The 19,136-nt window shown below is 34.9% G+C and carries 12 protein-coding genes and 3 tRNA genes; 14 read left to right on the plus strand and 1 reads right to left on the minus strand.

Annotated elements, in window-relative coordinates; translation table 11 throughout:
• Positions 1-14: 14 nt before the first annotated feature.
• The 8 genes from ACTXGU_RS21490 (at position 15) to ACTXGU_RS21525 (ending at position 9,863) form a co-directional block, all read left to right on the plus strand.
• Positions 15-89, plus strand: a tRNA-Asn gene (locus ACTXGU_RS21490).
• Positions 90-100: 11 nt separating this feature from the next.
• Positions 101-191, plus strand: a tRNA-Ser gene (locus ACTXGU_RS21495).
• A gap of 15 nt (positions 192-206) precedes the next feature.
• Positions 207-278 (plus strand) — tRNA-Glu (locus ACTXGU_RS21500).
• 1,660 nt (positions 279-1,938) lie between these two features.
• On the plus strand, positions 1,939-3,876 hold the full coding sequence (gene glgB / locus ACTXGU_RS21505; protein WP_443483569.1) for a 1,4-alpha-glucan branching enzyme: 1,938 nt from the start codon (positions 1,939-1,941) through the stop codon (positions 3,874-3,876).
• Positions 3,824-4,969 carry a glucose-1-phosphate adenylyltransferase gene (locus ACTXGU_RS21510; RefSeq protein WP_443483570.1) on the plus strand — a complete coding sequence of 382 codons (1,146 nt, stop codon included), beginning with the start codon at positions 3,824-3,826 and terminating at the stop codon, positions 4,967-4,969. Before glgB ends, ACTXGU_RS21510 begins: the two co-directional genes overlap by 53 nt.
• A gap of 25 nt (positions 4,970-4,994) precedes the next feature.
• A complete protein-coding gene (locus tag ACTXGU_RS21515; protein ID WP_443483579.1) occupies positions 4,995-6,023 on the plus strand; it encodes a sugar phosphate nucleotidyltransferase in 1,029 nt (342 codons plus the stop codon).
• Entirely contained in the window at positions 6,020-7,471 is a 1,452-nt protein-coding gene (gene glgA, locus ACTXGU_RS21520) for a glycogen synthase GlgA (RefSeq protein WP_443483571.1), read from the plus strand. The genes ACTXGU_RS21515 and glgA overlap by 4 nt, the downstream gene beginning before the upstream one ends.
• Positions 7,461-9,863, plus strand: coding sequence for a glycogen/starch/alpha-glucan phosphorylase (locus ACTXGU_RS21525; RefSeq protein WP_443483572.1), 2,403 nt, complete (start codon positions 7,461-7,463; stop codon positions 9,861-9,863). The genes glgA and ACTXGU_RS21525 overlap by 11 nt, the downstream gene beginning before the upstream one ends.
• Positions 9,864-9,947: 84 nt before the next feature.
• On the opposite strand, the gene ACTXGU_RS21530 is transcribed toward ACTXGU_RS21525, so the two are convergent.
• Positions 9,948-10,688 (minus strand): TraR/DksA C4-type zinc finger protein, encoded by a 741-nt coding sequence (locus tag ACTXGU_RS21530; protein ID WP_443483573.1) that lies wholly within the window; start codon positions 10,686-10,688, stop codon positions 9,948-9,950.
• Between the two features lie 340 nt (positions 10,689-11,028).
• Here ACTXGU_RS21530 and ACTXGU_RS21535 point away from each other — a divergent pair, with 340 nt between their 5' ends.
• From ACTXGU_RS21535 to ACTXGU_RS21560, 6 genes are all read left to right on the plus strand, one after another.
• Positions 11,029-12,405: an isochorismate synthase gene (locus tag ACTXGU_RS21535; RefSeq protein ID WP_443483574.1), complete on the plus strand. Its 1,377-nt coding sequence runs from the start codon at positions 11,029-11,031 to the stop codon at positions 12,403-12,405.
• Positions 12,405-14,159: a 2-succinyl-5-enolpyruvyl-6-hydroxy-3-cyclohexene-1-carboxylic-acid synthase gene (menD, locus tag ACTXGU_RS21540; RefSeq protein ID WP_443483575.1), complete on the plus strand. Its 1,755-nt coding sequence runs from the start codon at positions 12,405-12,407 to the stop codon at positions 14,157-14,159. The genes ACTXGU_RS21535 and menD overlap by 1 nt, the downstream gene beginning before the upstream one ends.
• Entirely contained in the window at positions 14,156-14,968 is an 813-nt protein-coding gene (gene menH, locus ACTXGU_RS21545) for a 2-succinyl-6-hydroxy-2,4-cyclohexadiene-1-carboxylate synthase (protein ID WP_443483576.1), read from the plus strand. The genes menD and menH overlap by 4 nt, the downstream gene beginning before the upstream one ends.
• A 25-nt stretch (positions 14,969-14,993) precedes the next feature.
• Positions 14,994-15,812: a 1,4-dihydroxy-2-naphthoyl-CoA synthase gene (gene menB / locus ACTXGU_RS21550; protein ID WP_443483577.1), complete on the plus strand. Its 819-nt coding sequence runs from the start codon at positions 14,994-14,996 to the stop codon at positions 15,810-15,812.
• Positions 15,813-16,065: 253 nt separating this feature from the next.
• Positions 16,066-17,541, plus strand: coding sequence for an o-succinylbenzoate--CoA ligase (locus ACTXGU_RS21555; RefSeq protein WP_443483580.1), 1,476 nt, complete (start codon positions 16,066-16,068; stop codon positions 17,539-17,541).
• 277 nt (positions 17,542-17,818) lie between these two features.
• A complete protein-coding gene (locus ACTXGU_RS21560) occupies positions 17,819-19,018 on the plus strand; it encodes an NAD(P)/FAD-dependent oxidoreductase (RefSeq protein WP_443483578.1) in 1,200 nt (399 codons plus the stop codon).
• The last annotated feature ends 118 nt before the right edge of the window (positions 19,019-19,136 follow it).

Here is a 19,136-nt window from a genome sequence, read left to right on the forward strand (position 1 = left end):
CCATATATTTTTATTCCGCAGTAGCTCAGTGGTAGAGCATTCGGCTGTTAACCGAACGGTCGTAGGTTCGAGTCCTACCTGCGGAGCCATTTATTTTTATGGGGAAGTACTCAAGAGGCTGAAGAGGCGCCCCTGCTAAGGGTGTAGGTCGTGTAAGCGGCGCGAGGGTTCAAATCCCTCCTTCTCCGCCATTCAAATAATATATTGGCCCATTGGTCAAGCGGTTAAGACACCGCCCTTTCACGGCGGTAACACGGGTTCGAATCCCGTATGGGTCATATAAAAAAAGCTATTAGCAAAATGCTAATGGCTTTTTCGTTTTGGAAAAGTAAAAAAATATCTGTGGATAACTTTATTCGGTTTCTAGCCCGTTGATGCTTTCTACTGCTTTTCCGTTCGTTGTTACTGTATAAAAAGTAAAACCATCTGCTTTTTCAGTAAATTAGTGTATGTTCCATTTCAAAATCAGTGTAATGAGGATATGCAACAAAGCTTTTCTCATGCTGCACCCCTACTTTCCTATGTATATGAGTCCTATAGAAGGTTTTGGAAAAAGTATGGGAACCATAGCGGTCGAAATCTTCGTTACGTTTGCCCTTCAGTCCTCACTTAACAAACTACCTACGCTCCGAATTGCTTTAACTACAGTACCTGAACCTTCACCGCTCTGATTATCCTCATTTTTAACCAATTTTTTGTCTTAAAATGATTAAAAGTGCATATATGTTTTATATAGAGTACAATTTGATTTACCATCTAATTATTCAATTTATTTTTAAGGCTTTGTTAAACTTGCCTGTTGATTTCCGTTCCAGGCGTTCGCTTTCCGCGGGCGGTCCGGGAGCCTCCTCGGCGCTGTGCGCCTGTGGGGTCTCCCTCTGACTCGCTTTTCCCGCAGGAGTCTCACACCTGGAACGAAGATCAACATAGTGCCAAAATCAACAATGAGCTTTAACATAGCCATTTTTAAAGGTAAGGCATTATTGTAAGACGTGTGTCTAGCTTTGATTTAAAGGAACTAGCTCTTTTTTTCTTATAATCTTTCTTGTTTAAGATTTTCTTCTAGTTTAACTTCCGTTGTTATTACTTTCTGGTCAGAATTATTTAAGTAAATTGTAGAAATTATTCCTGATTTGGGCCTCTAAATAAGTCTTAAGCTGCTTCAAAAAAGGACTAATTTCTTCTTTAGTTTGTTCTAATAAGATAAGAAAGTATAAAATTTCGAACCTAGTTTAGTGTCTTGCTCCGACGTACAGGATGTACAAGTGCCGGCGTTGCCACAGGCTCGCAGGATGCGAGTCAATCGACGTTGCCACAGGACGTGGCGTACTTAGTCGATTTTCCTCTGTGCGTATTTAGCCGGCCGGCGCCTAGCCCCTGTGAAAGATAACCTCTTGTCTCTAAAAGTAAAGAGCACTTTTTGAGCCAAGAGAACATTTTTCTTCGGGGCTGAGCAAGGCTCCTGTGCTTTTCTTATAAGATCTTCTTCTGTCTTACTCATGTGTTTCCACCTTTCTTTATTAATCAAAATTATATCTGAAGTTAGATAACTGTCTAGTTAAACGTACAGGACGTTGTGTAATTAATCGACTTACCTCTATTGCGATTTTAATAATCGGCTAGTCCGTACAACAATGACCAAGGGACTTGCACTTACTTAATAGTCACTTAATTTGTACTTTAAAAATATGTTAAGAATTCATTTAGTGGATTTAATAGGATTAAACATAAAAAGTTTATTATTATCATAAAATTTAAAAAAACAAAAAAGGATTTTTTTCATTTTTGCTAGAATATTAGTTTCAATGATATTTTTTTATTTTTTCTGAAAATAAGCGTTTTCATTTTGGTTATTTCGCTTAATATGTAGGAAAAGAAATAAATATTTGTCCAGTAGGTGTTGCATTATTAATTGAAATATTTGAACTAGAAAGTAGGATGCAAGTGAAAACAGTATACCCAACTGAATTTCAGCTACATTTATTTCATGAAGGGAATTTATTCGAAAGCTATAAATTGTTGGGGTCTCATGTTTATCAACAAAATGAAGGGGCTTGCACAACTTTTTGTGTATGGGCGCCACATGCACAATCTGTTCATTTGGTTGGAGATTTTAATGATTGGAAAGCAGAAAAATATTCTCTTGAGCGAATAAATAACGAAGGAATATGGCTAATAAAAATTGATATGGATCTATCAGGAGCATTGTATAAATATGAAATAACTGCTTCGGATGGAAGAAAGTTTCTAAAATCAGATCCTTATGCATTTTATTCAGAAGTTAGACCAAACACTGCATCAATTGTTTACACTTTGGAAGGGTATAAGTGGAAGGACTCAAAATGGAAACAAAAAAAAGCAAAGAAAAATAGTTTCAATGAGCCAATGGCAATTTATGAAGTTCATTTAGGCTCTTGGCGATTACATGAAGACGGCACGCTAAATTCTTATCGGGAATTAGCAGAAGAACTAATTCCTTATTGTTTAGAACAAGGATTTACTCATCTAGAGATATTGCCATTAGTCGAACATCCTCTTGATATTTCATGGGGATATCAAGGAACAGGTTATTATTCTGCGACTAGCAGATTTGGTGAGCCGATGGATTTGATGTATTTTATCGATCAGTGTCATCAATATGGACTTGGAGTTATTCTTGATTGGGTCCCAGGACATTTTTGCAAGGATGCACATGGACTTTATCAATTTGATGGTACCAATCAATTTGATTATGAAAACCGAAAAGACAGGGAAAATATTGTATGGGGGACTGCTAATTTTGATTTAGGGAAGATGGAAGTACATAGCTTTCTTATTTCAAATGCTGTCTTTTGGATGGAATATTTTCATGTTGATGGATTTAGGGTTGATGCAGTATCTAATATTATTTATTGGCCAAATTCGAATAATAGTGTCAATCCTTATGGAATTGATTTTTTAAAAAAATTAAATCGAACAGTAAGCCAATATGATCCAACCATTTTAATGTTTGCGGAAGACTCTACCGATTGGCCACAAGTAACAGCACCAGTACATTATGGTGGGATAGGCTTTCATTATAAATGGAACATGGGATGGATGAATGACCTATTATCCTATATGGAAACAGGATCCGAAAATCGATGCTTTGTTCATGATAAGATAACATTTTCCTTGCATTATGCTTTTTCAGAGAATTTTGTATTGCCACTCTCTCATGATGAAGTAGTTCACGGGAAAAAATCACTTCTTAATAAGATGCCTGGCAACTATTGGCAGAAGTTTGCACAATTCAGACTGCTGATGGGTTTTATGATTACGCATCCCGGGAAAAAATTATTATTTATGGGAGCAGAATTTGCTCAATTCGCTGAATGGAAGGATAAAGAGCAGCTTGATTGGATGCTCTATGATTATGACATGCACAAAAAAGCAAATGAATATATAAAGGAACTATTAAGAATTTATAAACGTTCAAAACCACTCTTTCAACTGGATCATTTATTTGAAGGTTTTGAATGGATCGATGTTAATAATAAGGACCAATCTATTTTCTCCTTCATACGTAAAGGAACAAAGGATGAAGATTTTCTCATTGTTATTTGCAATTTTACGTATCAAACATATGAAAATTATTTAGTTGGTGTGCCAAAGGATGGAAGCTACCGCGAAGTATTAAATAGCGATGCTGATCAGTTTGGGGGAGCCAATTATATAAATAAAAAAATGATAAAGGCACATTCTACTTCGTTTCATGGGAAACCATTTTCTGTTCAATTAACAATACCAGCTTTTAGTATGATCATTTTACGACCAGTACAACATCGGAAGGAGAGAAAGGGGAATGGGAAAGAAAAGATGCGTCGCCATGCTATTAGCAGGAGGGAAGGGGAGTAGATTATTTTCTTTAACAAAAAGCTTAGCAAAACCAGCTATACCTTTTGGAGGGAAATATCGAATCATTGATTTTACCCTTAGCAATTGCTCCAATTCAGGAATTGAAACAGTGGGTGTGTTAACACAATACCAGCCACTTGTGTTAAACTCTTACATCGGAATTGGGAGTGCCTGGGATTTGGATCGTGTAAATGGTGGTGTGACTGTTTTACCACCTTATAGTGCATCATCGGAAGTAAAATGGTATACAGGAACTGCTAGTGCCATCTATCAAAATGAAAATTATTTAAATCAGTATGATCCGGATTATGTATTAATCCTATCAGGTGACCATATTTATAAAATGAATTATGAATTAATGTTAGAGTATCATATCAACAAACAGGCAGACGCATCTATTTCAGTAATAGAAGTCCCATGGAACGAAGCAAGCCGATTTGGCATCATGAATACGAATAAAGAGATGGATATTGTTGAATTTGAAGAAAAACCTGCAACTCCCAAAAATAATTTAGCATCAATGGGTATTTATATTTTTAAGTGGACTGTTTTACAGGAATTATTGGAAGAAGATAATGCAAATAAACATTCTTCCCATGATTTTGGCAAAGATATCATCCCATTACTCATTAAAAAACAGAAAAAAGTAGTTGCTTACCCTTTTAAAGGATATTGGAAAGATGTAGGGACTGTTCAGAGTTTATGGGAAGCAAATATGGACTTATTAAATGAAAAAAGCGAATTGGATATTTACGATTACAACTGGAGAATATATACAGTAAATCCTAACCATCCCCCACAATATATTTCCAGTGAAGCGATTGTGAAAGAATCTATGATAAATGAAGGATGTACAATTAGTGGAGAAATTGAACAATCAATCGTATTTCAAGGGGTTAATGTTGGAAAGGGAACAATCATTCGCAGTTCTGTCATAATGCCAGATGCTAAAGTTGGTGAGAATGTCTATATTGAAAAAGCAATCGTCCCTTCTAACATAAGAATACCAGATGGAATGATCATTAAACCAAATAAAAAGACAGACGAAGTGGTTTTAGTTACAGAAGAAATGGTTAATGAGTTGAGTTCCTAACAAACTTAGACAGGAGGGGATTATGTTGTTAAAAACAATGCTAGGGGTTATTGACGCAACTACGTATCACGATGACTTAGACGAATTAATTGCACATCGTTCATTGGCTGCATTACCAATTGGAGGAAGATACAGGTTAATTGATTTCGTTTTATCCAATATGGTGAATTCAGGGATGGGGAGTATTGCTATTTTTCCTAAGTATCAATATCGTTCACTTATGGATCATTTAGGTTCAGGGAAAAATTGGGATTTGGACAGGAAAAGAGATGGTTTATTTTTCTTTCCCGCATCTATTACTGACGGCACAAGCAAAGGAATTGGATCATTTAATCATTTTGCAGCAAATATTGATTATTTTTTTAGAAGCAAACAAGAATATGCGTTAGTTGCGAATTGTTTTACTGTTTTTAATATGGATTTTAGTCCTGTCCTAGAGCGGCATCTTCAGTCAGGATGCGATATAACGGAGATAAGACATAGTGGAAAATCGATAGATATGTATTTAATTAAAAAAACATTATTAATAGATCTGATTCAGACACGAGATGTAACAGGCTACACTTGCATGAAAGATGTATTACTTGATATGAATCATCATTATAAATTATGTGATTACGAATATAGCGGCTATGCCGAAAAAATAGATTCAATTTCTACTTATTATCGAGTAAGTATGGAGATTTTAAATCCAACTATATGGAGTCAGTTGTTCAAAAAAGAGAGTCCAATCTTTACAAAAGTTAAGGATGAGCCGCCTACACGCTATACAAATACAGGAAAAGTAAAAAACTCGATGATTGCAAATGGCTGCATTATTGAAGGAGAAGCAGAAAATAGTGTGATTGCCAGGGCAGTTAAGATTGGCAAAGGTTCTGTATTAAAAAACTGTATTATTATGCAAAAATGCACAATCGGAGAAAATTGTATGCTTGATTCTGTGATATTAGATAAAGATGTGAAAGTAGAAAGTGGAGCCGTGATGACAGGTTCTATTAATTCCCCTTTTGTTGTTAGAAAAGGGACAGTGCAAGGGGCGTTGATGAATTCGTGAAAGTATTATTTGCAGTATCAGAGTGTGTACCTTTTATTAAGTCAGGGGGACTGGCAGATGTTGCTGGTTCTCTTCCAACAGAATTAAAAAAACAGGGAACAGAAGTTATTGTGATGATGCCGAAATATGGGGATATTTCGAAAGAATTTTTAGGACAAATAAAAAGAAAAGGCCATTTTCATGTCCAGGTTGGATGGAGATATCAATATTGTGGCATTGAAGAGCTCCAATTTGAAGGTATCACCTTTTATTTTATCGACAACGAATATTATTTTAAACGTCCAGGTCTTTACGGATACTTTGATGATGGGGAACGTTTTTCCTTTTTTAATCGCGCTGTTTTGGAAAGCTTAGTACATCTACGTGAATATCCTGATATTATTCATTGCCATGATTGGCATACAGCAATGATTCCTTTTTTATTAAAGACTGATTATCAGTGGAAAAGTGAGTATCGTTCAATCAAAACGATTTTTACTATACATAATCTGCAGTTCCAAGGGATTATGCCGAAAAGTGTCTTAGAGGATTTATTAAACGTAAGTGACGAATATTTTACGATGGAAAACCTGGAGTTCTACGGAAATGTAAACTTTATGAAAGCAGCACTTGTTTCAGCTGATAAAATAACAACTGTTAGTCCAACTTATAAAAGAGAAATACAAACAGATTATTATGGGGAAAAGCTTAACCATTTATTAGTAAAAAGGAAAAATGATTTATACGGAATAATAAATGGGATTGATGAAAAAACGTATAATCCGGAAACAGATGATGTGATCATACAAAAATATTCACACTCTTCGATAGAAGATAAGGTAAAAAACAAACAATTTATCCAACAAAAATTCGGTTTAAAAGAAGATGACAACATTCCAATTATTTGTATGATTACAAGACTGACAAAACAAAAAGGCTTAGAGCTTGTCAGACATGTATTCCATGAATTCATGCAAGAAGATATTCAATTTATCGTTTTAGGTACAGGAGATCCGGAGTTTGAACAATTTTTTAGAGAAATGGAGAATCAATATCGAGAAAAGTGTAGAGCCTATATTGGATTTGATGAGAGCTTAGCCCATCAATTATATGCTGGTGCAGACTTATTTCTTATGCCATCTAAGTTTGAACCATGTGGGTTAGGGCAATTAATTGCTTTAAAATATGGGAATATCCCGATTGTAAGAGAAACCGGCGGCTTAAATGACACTGTATTTTCTTATAACAGCAATACTGGGGAAGGCAATGGATTTAGTTTCACTAACTTTAATGCCCACGATATGTTATATACGATTCGCAGGGCATTGCGTTATTATCATGAAAAAGATGTTTGGGCAAACATTATGAAAAAAGCGATAATAATGGATAATAGCTGGGCCCGATCTGCATTCAAGTATAATCAGCTATATGCAGAGCTTGTCTCTAGGAGTGAAACGCATGTTTACTAATAAAGAGATATTCAAAGCGTATTTTTTGCAAAAGCTTGAGATGATATACGGAAAGCCATTTAAAGACAGCACAAGCAGTGACCATTTTCATACATTGGGGCATATGATTCGGGAATATGTAAGTTCTAATTGGATTCATACAAATGAACGCTATCGAAGGGATAAAGAAAAACAAGTTTATTATTTATCGATTGAATTTTTATTAGGCAGATTGTTATATCATAATTTAATGAATCTTGGCATTGATAAAGTAGTAGATGAAGGGTTTGCCGATTTAGGAATAAACTTGCATGATGTGGAAGAAATAGAATGTGACCCTGGATTAGGAAACGGAGGGTTGGGCAGACTAGCAGCTTGTTTTTTAGATTCTCTTGCGACATTAAATTTGCCAGGACATGGTTTTGGCATCCGCTATAAGTATGGGTTATTTGAACAACGTATTGTTGATGGCTACCAAATAGAACTTCCAGAACAATGGTTAAAGCATGGAGAAGTATGGGAAGTTAGAAGAGAAGACTTGGCAGTGGATATTCCGTTTTGGGGACTAATCGATATGTATGAACAAGACGGCAAATTACAGTTTCGGCATTTAAATGCTGAAACTGTAACCGCTGTTCCGCATGATATTCCTGTAATCGGATATGATACGACTACTGTTAATACATTAAGGCTTTGGAATGCGGAGCCGACTTCCTTGCTTGTTAAAGATGTGAAAGACATCATGAAATATAAACGAGAAACGGAATTAATTTCAGAGTTTTTATATCCTGATGATGCCAATGATGAAGGCAAGATTCTTCGTCTTAAGCAGCAGTATTTTTTAGTATCTGCCAGCTTGCAGTCGATAGTGAGAAATTATAAACAGCAGAATAAAGATATAAAGGAATTACATCAACATATTAGTATCCATATTAATGATACACATCCCGTTCTTGCTATTCCAGAGTTGCTAAGAATATTGCTCGATAAGGAAGGGCTAAGCTGGGAGGAAGCATGGGAAATAACGAAAAACACTTTTTCGTATACGAACCATACAACTTTGTCAGAGGCATTAGAAAAGTGGCCTATTTATTTATTTCAACCACTGCTGCCTCGTATTTATTTGATTGTTGATGAGATTAATGAGCGTTTCTGTAAAGATTTATGGGAACAATATCCAGGAGATTTACACCGGATTGAGTCGATGGCAATTATTGCTCACGGGATGGTGAAAATGGCTCATTTGGCAATAGTGGGAAGCTACAGTGTAAATGGAGTAGCAGAAATTCATACAGAGATCTTGAAAAAAAGAGAAATGAATCAGTTTTATCAATACTTTCCTGAAAAGTTTAATAATAAAACAAATGGGATAACACATAGAAGATGGTTGATAAAAGCAAATCCAAAGCTTGCACAATTAATATCCGAAACGATTGGATCCGATTGGTTGAAGGAGCCGATGCAATTAAATAATTTGCTTTTGTATGAAAAAGATAATAGTTTTTTACAAAAACTAGCAGCGATTAAGCAAGAAAATAAATATTCTCTTGCTAAAATCATTCAAGAGAAAAATGGAATTATGGTGGATCCTTATTCTATTTTTGATGTGCAAGTAAAAAGATTGCATGCCTATAAACGACAATTATTAAATGTATTGCATATTATGCATTTGTATAATCTGTTAAAAGCAAATCCAGGGCTAGATATGACACCAAGAACCTTTATCTTTGGTGCAAAAGCTTCGCCTGGATATTATTATGCAAAAAAAATTATCAAATTAATCAATACGGTAGCAGATAAAATAAACAATGATAAGGATATACAAGATAAGTTAAAAGTTGTGTTTTTAGAAAATTATCGTGTTTCCTTGGCAGAGCATATTTTTCCTGCGGCAGATGTGAGTGAACAAATTTCTACAGCAAGTAAGGAAGCTTCTGGTACTGGGAATATGAAATTTATGATGAATGGTGCATTAACAGTGGGTACACTAGATGGAGCAAATATTGAGATGAAGGATTTTGTTGGGGATGACAATATTTTTATATTTGGCATGAATGCAGATCAAGTTTTGGATTTATATCAAAATGGTGGGTATAGATCTACCGAATATTATCATCATGATAAACGAATTCAAGAAGTGGTGAATCAATTGAAAAATGGATTTTTTGAATATGAATCGAATGAATTTGATCCCATTTTTGATTCGCTTTTAATTGAAAATGATCAATATTTTGTTCTGAAAGATTTTCATTCTTATGCGAAAATACACCATGTTGTAGATACGACGTATAAAAACCAACCGAAATGGTTGCATATGTGTATTGTTAATATTGCAAAATCTGGTTATTTTTCCAGTGATCGTACGATTAAAGAATATGCAGATTATATTTGGAAAATAAAACCTATGTTTTAATAAAAGTAAACTCAAAGGGAATAGTCAGTTTAATCCATTGGAAACATTTTTTGCTTCAATCATTCCCTTTGAGTGTTTTACTAATTATTGATCATCCTCTTCATAACCGTCCCTTTTGTGATAAGGAACATCTCCAAATGGTGCTTCTATTTGTTCATCATCAAGCATCTGTTCGTACTTTTCATGCAGTTTACTTGGATAAACTGTACGATTTTTCCCTTCTATATCGGTGGCAACAAACGTTTCATAATCCTCTGTAAAACCTTCATCATTGGAATCACGGTCATACAAGCTGCCGTAATCTTCGAAATCTCCTCTTAAGTCGGAAGGTGTTTCCGAAGTGCCGTATCTTGCCACCTCTTGAAAGCTATCTTCATAATCACGAACCGCACCAGTATCATAATGTCGGAATTCATTTCCATGTGCAGGTTCTAGTACATCTTCTTCAACTGGTCTGTCCTGAGCAACAGATTGTTCAGAACTGTATTCTTTCAGTGTTAATGCAGTAGGTATCGCTTCAAGGCGTTCATAGGGAATTTCTTTTCCTGAAACTTTACAAATACCGTAGGAGCCATCTTTTATTGCGGCAAGCGCTTCATTAATTTTATTTAATTCTGATTGATCATGCTCTTCCAAAGCAAAATCTTTTTCCCGTTCATATAGTTCTGTTCCCATATCTGCAGGATGGTTATCATAATTGGAAAGTTCGCCTACAGATTCTCGTGCATTATTCTCATCTACATAACGATCTATTCGATTGGTAATCTCCGATTTTTGATTTTCTAATTCTTTTTTTAAGGTTGTTAATTGTTCTTTTGTTAACAAAATGACCACATCCTTATCAGAAACTTAGCTAGTACTTGTAGTATGAGCGATTATAATAAAAATAATCCAATCATCAAACTATTATTAAATTTCCTCATAAAGTTTTCTTCAATACTAAATAAGAATAAGTCGTAAATAAAAGGGGTTTCGAGCAATTCGAAGCTCATAATAAACATGTATTACAAGAAAAAAATTAATAAAAGCGGAACATTGACATAATATTAGTCACAGGTGTATCTTAAAATAAGTCAAAAAGATGAACAAATAAGCAAAAATAAGATAAAAGATAGGAAGAAACGTCATAATTTTTTGGCTCGTTTTAGGGGGATTTACAAACAGAATGAAATCTAAACAATTAATAAATGTAAATAATAAGATACATGCCAGTTCTTCTATTTTAGTTAGCAATGTAATGAAGATAGAAAAAAAAATCGACTATCTTCCTTTTTTTGCAGAAAATGCTTCTTTTAAAGGAAATCGGTTTTTTTGGAAAGATCCGTTATCAGAAAATGTTCTAATTGGATTAGGCTGTTGCAAAGAAATCCTTCTAAATCAACAGAATAACCTTTATTCGTCTATAGAAGAAGAATGGATGGAACTATTAAAAAACAGCCAAATTTATAATGAATATAACGATTCTGGTGTAGGACCTACTTTATTTGGAGGATTTACCTTTGATCCACAAAAACCAAAAACGAAGCTTTGGGACCATTATGCAGATGCCCATTTTTTTGTTCCATCCTTTATGTTAAGTGAAATAAATGGAACGCAATATATAACAACCAATATGCTGTTTGAGAATTTAGAAGCTGTTTCTCTTCATGAAGTAAAGGCAAAAACAACTTCCTTGCTTAAGAAGACAAGAAAACAATCTTCCCAGAAAAATAAAAATTATTTAGTTAAATCGGTGGAAATAGATGGAAAACAGTGGAAAAAAACAGTAGATAATGTAGTGAATGATTTAAATACTACGTTAAAAAAGGTTGTTTTAGCAAGAGAATGCAGACTTGTTTTTGAACAGGACATTAAAACAGAAGCTGTGTTAGAGAATTTATTAAAACAGCAAGAAAATAGCTATATATTTGCCCTTGAGTCAGAAGATAATTGTTTTATCGGAGCTTCTCCAGAAAGATTGGTCAAAAAAATAAATAATGAAGTATTTTCTACATGTTTAGCAGGTTCTATAACAAGAGAGAAAAGTAAGGAAAGGGATCAACAGTTAGGAGAACAACTCTTGCATGATCGTAAAAACAGAATAGAACATCAATATGTAGTAAATATGATAAAGTCTGCAATGGAAGAAGTTTGTAAAGCAATCGAAATTCCATCCCATCCGCATTTACTGAAAATGAGAGATATTCAACATCTTTATACTCCAGTTAAGGGAATCTTAAAGGAATCAGAATCACTTCTCTCTTTAATTCAACTTCTTCATCCAACACCTGCTTTAGGTGGATATCCTAAAAATAAGGCGATAGAAAAAATAAGAGAAGAAGAGCTTTTAGATCGTGGATTATATGGTGCGCCTCTCGGTTGGCTTAATTATAATGGAGATGGTGAATTTGCTGTAAGTATTCGTTCCGGATTAATTCAAAAAAATGAAGCTTCTATTTTTGCAGGCTGTGGAATTGTGGCGAGTTCGGATGCGGAATCTGAATATAAAGAAACAACTATTAAATTCAAACCAATGCTATCAGCTTTAGGAGGGGATAGATAATGAATCAACAACAACATTTAACTGCCTATATTTATGCTTTTGTTAATGAGTTAGTGCATAATGGCATTGAAAACGTCGTCATTAGTCCAGGATCCCGGTCTACTCCTATTGCCATGGTCATGGCGGAACAAAAGCAGTTAAAGATACATGTTCATGTTGATGAAAGGGCGGCTGCTTTTTTTGCTTTAGGGATGGCAAAAGCAAGCAAAAAACCAACTGTCTTAGTATGTACATCGGGAACGGCAGCAGCTAATTATTTTCCGGCCATTATTGAAGCGACAATTTCGAGGATTCCTTTACTAGTGCTAACAGCAGACCGTCCACATGAATTAAGGGATGTAGGTGCACCACAAGCCATTAATCAAATTGAATTATATGGCGGTAAAGTAAAATGGTTTATGGAAATGTCTCCTCCAATTGGTACGAAAGAGATGCTTCGTTATGTGAAAACAGTTAGCGCTCGAGCTGTTTCTACTGCACTTCAAGAACCAAAAGGACCAGTGCACTTAAATTTACCATTTCGAGAACCACTCATTCCAGACTTGGAAAATTTGCAAACGTATCAATCAGAAAAGGATCACGAGAAATATATACATATAGAAACAGGCGAATTAACCATTTCAGAGGATTATTTTCAATATTTAGCCAAGCGGTTAAGTAATTATGCAAATGGGATTATTATTTGTGGTGAAATAGATAAAGAAGATTTTTCTTCATCAATTATACAGTTGGCAAAAACATTAAAATTCCCTATTTTAGCAGATCCTTTATCCCAATTAAGAACAGGTGAAGAAGATTTAGAATATATCATTGATACATATGATACATTTTTACGCAATGAAACTGTCCAAAAAACTTTAAAGCCAGATATCGTTATTCGTTTTGGCAGCATGCCTGTTTCGAAAGCTTTGACACTTTTTTTGAAAGAACAAAACGAGATAGAACAGCTTGTTATTGATGGTGGTGCTGGATTTCGGGATCCGAATCAGCTTACATCTGAAATGATTTATTGTGATGAAGTCCTATTTTGCCAAAAATTAATTCCTTATCTGAAAAAATGCTCAATAAATCACGAATTTGTTTCTTGGCAAAATATAAATAAAGTAACTAAAAAAGCATTAATGCAAATAAAAAATAAAGCTGAAATGAGTGAAGCAAAGTTATTTTCCTTATTAGGAGAGCTGCTGCCAGAAAATGCTGCCTTGTTTGTCGGTAATAGTATGCCGATCAGAGATTTAGATACTTTTTTTCATACTCAACTTAAAAAAATAACTATTTATGCAAACAGAGGAGCAAATGGAATTGATGGGACGGTTTCCACTGCCCTTGGTGTAGGTGCAGTAAAACAGCCTTTATTTTTGGTATTAGGAGACTTAACTTTTTTCCATGATGCAAATGGATTAATTGCTGCAAAACAATTTGATATTCCGGTAACAATATTTTTAATCAATAATAATGGGGGCGGAATTTTTTCTTTTCTCCCACAAGCTAACCATAAAAAGCATTTTGAAGCATTATTTGGTACACCGTTAGATTTGGATTTTAAACATTTAATCACTATGTATAAAGGGCAATACGAACTAATTGAAAAATGGTCGCAATTAGAAGAATTACTTCAAAAAACGACAGATTCACCTAAATTACGAGTTTTTGAAATAAGAACAAATAGAACGGAAAATGTAGAAGAACATCGTAAATTAATAAAAAATGTTTCCCAGGAAATAGATTTCTATATTAAAGGTGAAAATGGATGAAGATTGTTGTCGATGACGTTTCTTATTATGTCGAAATTTGTGGAAAGGGGACTCCACTATTATTATTACACGGTTTTACCGGGGATAGCCGCACTTGGCACCCCTTTATTCCTATGTGGGAAAAGAATTTTCAGTTAATCATGATTGACATTATTGGCCACGGAAAAACAGATGCTCCATTAGAAGAAAGTAAATATGATATTCTGACTGCAGCGAAGCATTTACATGAGATTTTACAAGTGCTGCAAATTAATAACATTAGTTTATTAGGCTATTCAATGGGTGGTCGACTCGCTTTAACTTTTGTTTTAACTTATCCTAATTTTGTGAAAAAATTGATTCTTGAAAGTGCTTCGCCTGGCTTAAAAACAGAGGAACAACGAAGAGAAAGAAGAATACAGGACAATAAACTAGGTAAGTATATATTAGAAGCGGGAATGGAGAGGTTTGTTGGCAAATGGGAAAATATTCCGTTGTTTAGTAGTCAAAAAAACTTAAACAAAGAGCAGCATGATAAAATAAGGCAACAGCGTCTTCAAAATAATGCGCTTGGTCTCAATCTTAGTTTAATAGGGATGGGAACGGGATCGCAGCCATCTTGGTGGGATCATTTACAAGAAATAAAGAGCGAAACCTTATTACTAACTGGTGAATATGATAAAAAGTTTTGTTTGATTGCGGAAGAGATGGCAACGAGAAATAATAAAATCAATTGGAAAATGATAAAAGAAGCAGGTCATGCAATTCATGTGGAGAAACCTAAAATTTTTGGTACAATAGTAGATGGGTTTTTAGCGAATCAAGAATGAATGGAAGTACGAAGGAGGAAAAAGAATGACAGTTGAATGGGTAGCGGTACGTCAGTATGAAGAAATAATATATGAAACATATAACGGTATTGCAAAGATTACAATTAACAGACCACATGTACATAATGCTTTTACACCAAAAACAGTAAATGAATTGATCGATGCATTTGCAAGAGCACGTGATGATAGCGATGTAGGAGTTATCGTATTAACCGGTGCCGGAGACAAAGCATTTTGTTCAGGAGGAGATCAAAAAGTTAGAGGGCATGGAGGATATGTAGGAGACGATCAAATTCCCCGTCTAAATGTGCTTGACTTACAGCGCCTAATTCGTGTAATCCCAAAACCAGTCATTGCGATGGTTAAAGGATATGCAATCGGCGGTGGACATGTTCTTCATATTGTTTGTGATTTAACTATTGCTGCTGACAATGCTGTATTTGGACAAACAGGTCCAAATGTAGGAAGCTTTGACGCTGGATATGGTTCAGGTTACTTGGCTCGTATTGTTGGACATAAAAAGGCAAGGGAAATTTGGTTTTTATGCAGACAATACAATGCGCAAGAAGCGTTAGACATGGGCTTAGTAAATACGGTAGTTCCGTTAGAAAAGGTAGAAGAAGAAACGATTAAGTGGTGTGAAGAAATATTGGAAAAAAGCCCAACAGCTTTACGTTTCTTAAAAGCAGCATTTAATGCAGATACAGATGGATTAGCGGGTATTCAACAATTCGCTGGCGATGCGACACTTTTATACTACACAACAGATGAAGCAAAAGAAGGCAGAGATTCATTTAAAGAAAAACGCAAGCCAGATTTTGGACAATTCCCTCGTTTTCCATGATGAAGAATAGTATAAAGTGTAATAATGCGTGTTCAAAAAGGAGGACAATCAGGGCGGAGAAGGTTGAGGAACGACGTAACGAAGAGATTCGACAGCAATGGTTCCCAGACTTTTTGAACAACCTCTAATAATTAATAATAATAGGGTGACTTTGATAATGTGTCAGCGCTTAGAAAGTATTGTATTAAAATACTTGAAAAAAGTGTTAGATCATAAACTTAGTCACCCTGTTTATTTAGAAAAGGTGAGAAAATTGACTGCAGATAGTATACCTAACTTTCTGAAAAATAGAGCAAACTTAACGCCAAATAGAGAAGCGATTGTTTATAAAGATGAGCGGTTAACATTTCAGGAGCTTTATAAAAAAGCTTATTTTATGGCAGGAGTTTTAACGGCTAATGGTGTAAAAGAGAAAGATTATATTGGCTTTTTAGTAAAAAATGATCTGCAAACTGTTATTACATTATTATCTCTTCATATTATTGGTGCAAAAGCAGTTCTTTTAAATAATCGCTTAACTTCAGATGAATTAATATTTCAATTAAAAGACGCACAAGCTACTTTCCTCTTGACTGAAAAAACTTTCGTACAAACCATTCAACAAATAAAAGAAGAATTGCCATTATGCATCATACATAAAGAAGATATTTCTTCTTATACATTCGAACAACCAGTGGAAAAAAAAGAAGTATCTTTGCAAGAAACATGTACGATTATGTACACATCTGGAACAACAGGATTTCCAAAAGGGGTTATCCAAAGTTATGGGAATCATTGGTGGAGTGCTGTCGGCAGCGCATTAAATCTTGGATTGCACGAAAAAGATGTCTGGTTGTGTGCATTGCCGCTTTTTCATATTAGTGGATATTCCATTTTAATGAGAAGTTTAGTATATGGCATAAAAATAGTACTTCATGATCATTTCTCGATTGAAAAAGTGATTGATGATATAGACAAAGAGAAAGTGACGATGATGTCTGTTGTAACAACGATGTTAAAGAAATTAGAAAGTGCCGTAGACGGCATGTTTCCTTCCTATTTTCGATGTATGCTTTTAGGGGGTGGGCCAGCTTCTATTGATATCATAAAAAACTGTCTCCATAAAGGGATACCCGTCTACTATTCCTATGGGATGACCGAAACTTCCTCTCAAATCGTTACACTGCCACCTGAAGATAGTGTCAGGAAAGTTGGGTCAGCAGGCAAGCCGCTTTTTCCATCCCAAATTAAAATAGTAAATGAAACCGGAGAAGAGGTTTCAGAAAATACAGCGGGAGAAATTATTGTCCATGGACCGAATGTTTCTAAAGGTTACTTAAATAAAGGACCGAACACTGTTAATGGCTGGTTTCATACAGGAGATATTGGGTATAAAGATTCGGAAGGTTTTCTGTACGTACTGGATAGACGATCTGATTTAATTATTTCTGGAGGAGAAAATATATATCCAGCTGAAATAGAAGGGATGCTAACATCAATAGACGGCGTATTGGATGCAGGTGTAATAGGGGAAGACGACGAAAAATGGGGACAAGTACCGATCGCTTTTGTTGTAAAAGATAATAATAGGTTAGCTATAACAGAGGAAATGATTCATTCCTTCTGTGCAAAAAAGCTTGCAAAATATAAAATACCAAAAAAGATACTATTTATTGAAAAAATACCGAGAAATGCAGCGAAAAAAATACTTCGTAGAGAATTAAGAACGCATTTAGGGCAAAATAAATAGTAAAGAAGCATTTAAATACTTATCAAGTAAGGCTGTTTTCTCAAAAGTTTGTTGCATTTTTATGTGAAAAAACGGGAGAAGCAGTACTTAGCAGACTGAATACACGTAGACTCCTGTGGGAATACGAGAAAGACGAGACTTAAGCAGAGCGTATGCGACGAGGAGGCTCGACGCTCGCTAAACGGACGAAGTGTATTCAGGCTGCGAGTTTAAAAGCAACAAATTATACGAAAACAGCCTTAAGTAAAAAGGGTTAATTTATTGTTCGGAGGTATGTATGGACTTATACAAAGGTTCTTTATATTGGCCTACTACTGTAAAAGAAGTACTGGATTACCCAACATTATCGGAAAATATCACATGTGATGTTCTTATAATTGGTGGGGGGATGTCAGGAGCTCTATGCTCTTATGTATTATCTGAAGAATTATTAGATGTTGTTCTGGTAGATAAACGAAAAGTAGCGCATGGCAGCACTTCTGCCAATACAGGATTGCTTCAATATTGTAATGATATTATGCTTCATGAATTTGTGGAAAGGATAGGAGAAGAGCAAGCAGTACGCTTTTATCGATTATGTTTTGAAGCAATAAAAAACCTACAATCAGTTGCAGAGGCGTTAAAAAAAGATGTTCAATTTAAAGCAAGAAAAAGTCTTTATTATGCTAGTAATCAAAATGATGTAACAAAATTAAAAAAAGAGTATGACATGTTAAAAAAGCATGGTTTTCGAGTTGAGTATTTAGAAGAAAAGGAAATAGAAAAGATTTATGGATTCAAAAAACCGGCAGCGCTCATTTCGGAAGGAGATGCAGAAGTTAATCCACAAATGTTTGTGACAGAACTAATACAGGAAGCATACAGGAGAAATGTAAAAGTTTACGAGCATACAGAAGTAACAGAGGCAGGTTTTGAAAATGGATATTGGAAATTTGTTAGTGAAAAAGGAATGATCTTTGCGAAAAAGGTTATTTATTCAACAGGTTATGAAGAGATTTTATTTGCAAAGAAAAAAGGAGGCGAATTAAATAGAACCTATACAATCGTGACCTCTCCTGTTCCTTCTTTTCGATGCTGGGAGGACCAATGTCTTATTTGGGAGACGAAAAGACCATATTTCTACATGCGGACAACGTTTGATGGAAGAATTATTGCTGGGGGATTGGATGAAAAACCAATCGAAGCACCTTCTGATCCAAAAGTGCTTTCGAAATATGGTGAAAAACTTTTAAAAATGGTTTTAGAGCATTTTCCAAATGAGAAAATTAATGCAGATTATGTATATGGCGCCACATTTGGTGAATCGGCAGATGGAATGCCATTTATAGGAGAACATCCAGACAAAAAAAATATTTACTATAATTTAGGCTATGGTGGGAATGGTGCTATATATAATATGTTCGGTGCAACTATTTTAAAAGAGCTTATGCTAAACGGATATCATCCTGATGCTGATTTAACCCGCTTAGATAGATAAAAAAGAAGCTGTTCCATTTTAGATTGCCCTCCAAAGAAATTGAATTGGCAAAGATGGAACAGCTTTTTTTGAAAGATAAGAAGATAAAATTTCGAACCTAGTTTAGTGTCTAGCTCCG

It is taken from the genome of Niallia sp. 01092 (assembly GCF_052318935.1).
GTDB lineage: Bacteria > Bacillota > Bacilli > Bacillales > Cytobacillaceae > Niallia.

Bases quoted from the DNA above. Each gene is read 5' to 3' on its own strand.
- glgB (WP_443483569.1), top strand. From the start codon at position 1,939: ATGCAAGTGAAAACAGTATACCCAACTGAATTTCAGCTACATTTATTT.
- ACTXGU_RS21510 (WP_443483570.1), top strand. From the start codon at position 3,824: ATGGGAAAGAAAAGATGCGTCGCCATGCTATTAGCAGGAGGGAAGGGG.
- ACTXGU_RS21525 (WP_443483572.1), top strand. From the start codon at position 7,461: ATGTTTACTAATAAAGAGATATTCAAAGCGTATTTTTTGCAAAAGCTT.
- ACTXGU_RS21535 (WP_443483574.1), top strand. From the start codon at position 11,029: ATGAAATCTAAACAATTAATAAATGTAAATAATAAGATACATGCCAGT.
- menD (WP_443483575.1), top strand. From the start codon at position 12,405: ATGAATCAACAACAACATTTAACTGCCTATATTTATGCTTTTGTTAAT.
- menH (WP_443483576.1), top strand. From the start codon at position 14,156: ATGAAGATTGTTGTCGATGACGTTTCTTATTATGTCGAAATTTGTGGA.
- menB (WP_443483577.1), top strand. From the start codon at position 14,994: ATGACAGTTGAATGGGTAGCGGTACGTCAGTATGAAGAAATAATATAT.
- ACTXGU_RS21560 (WP_443483578.1), top strand. From the start codon at position 17,819: ATGGACTTATACAAAGGTTCTTTATATTGGCCTACTACTGTAAAAGAA.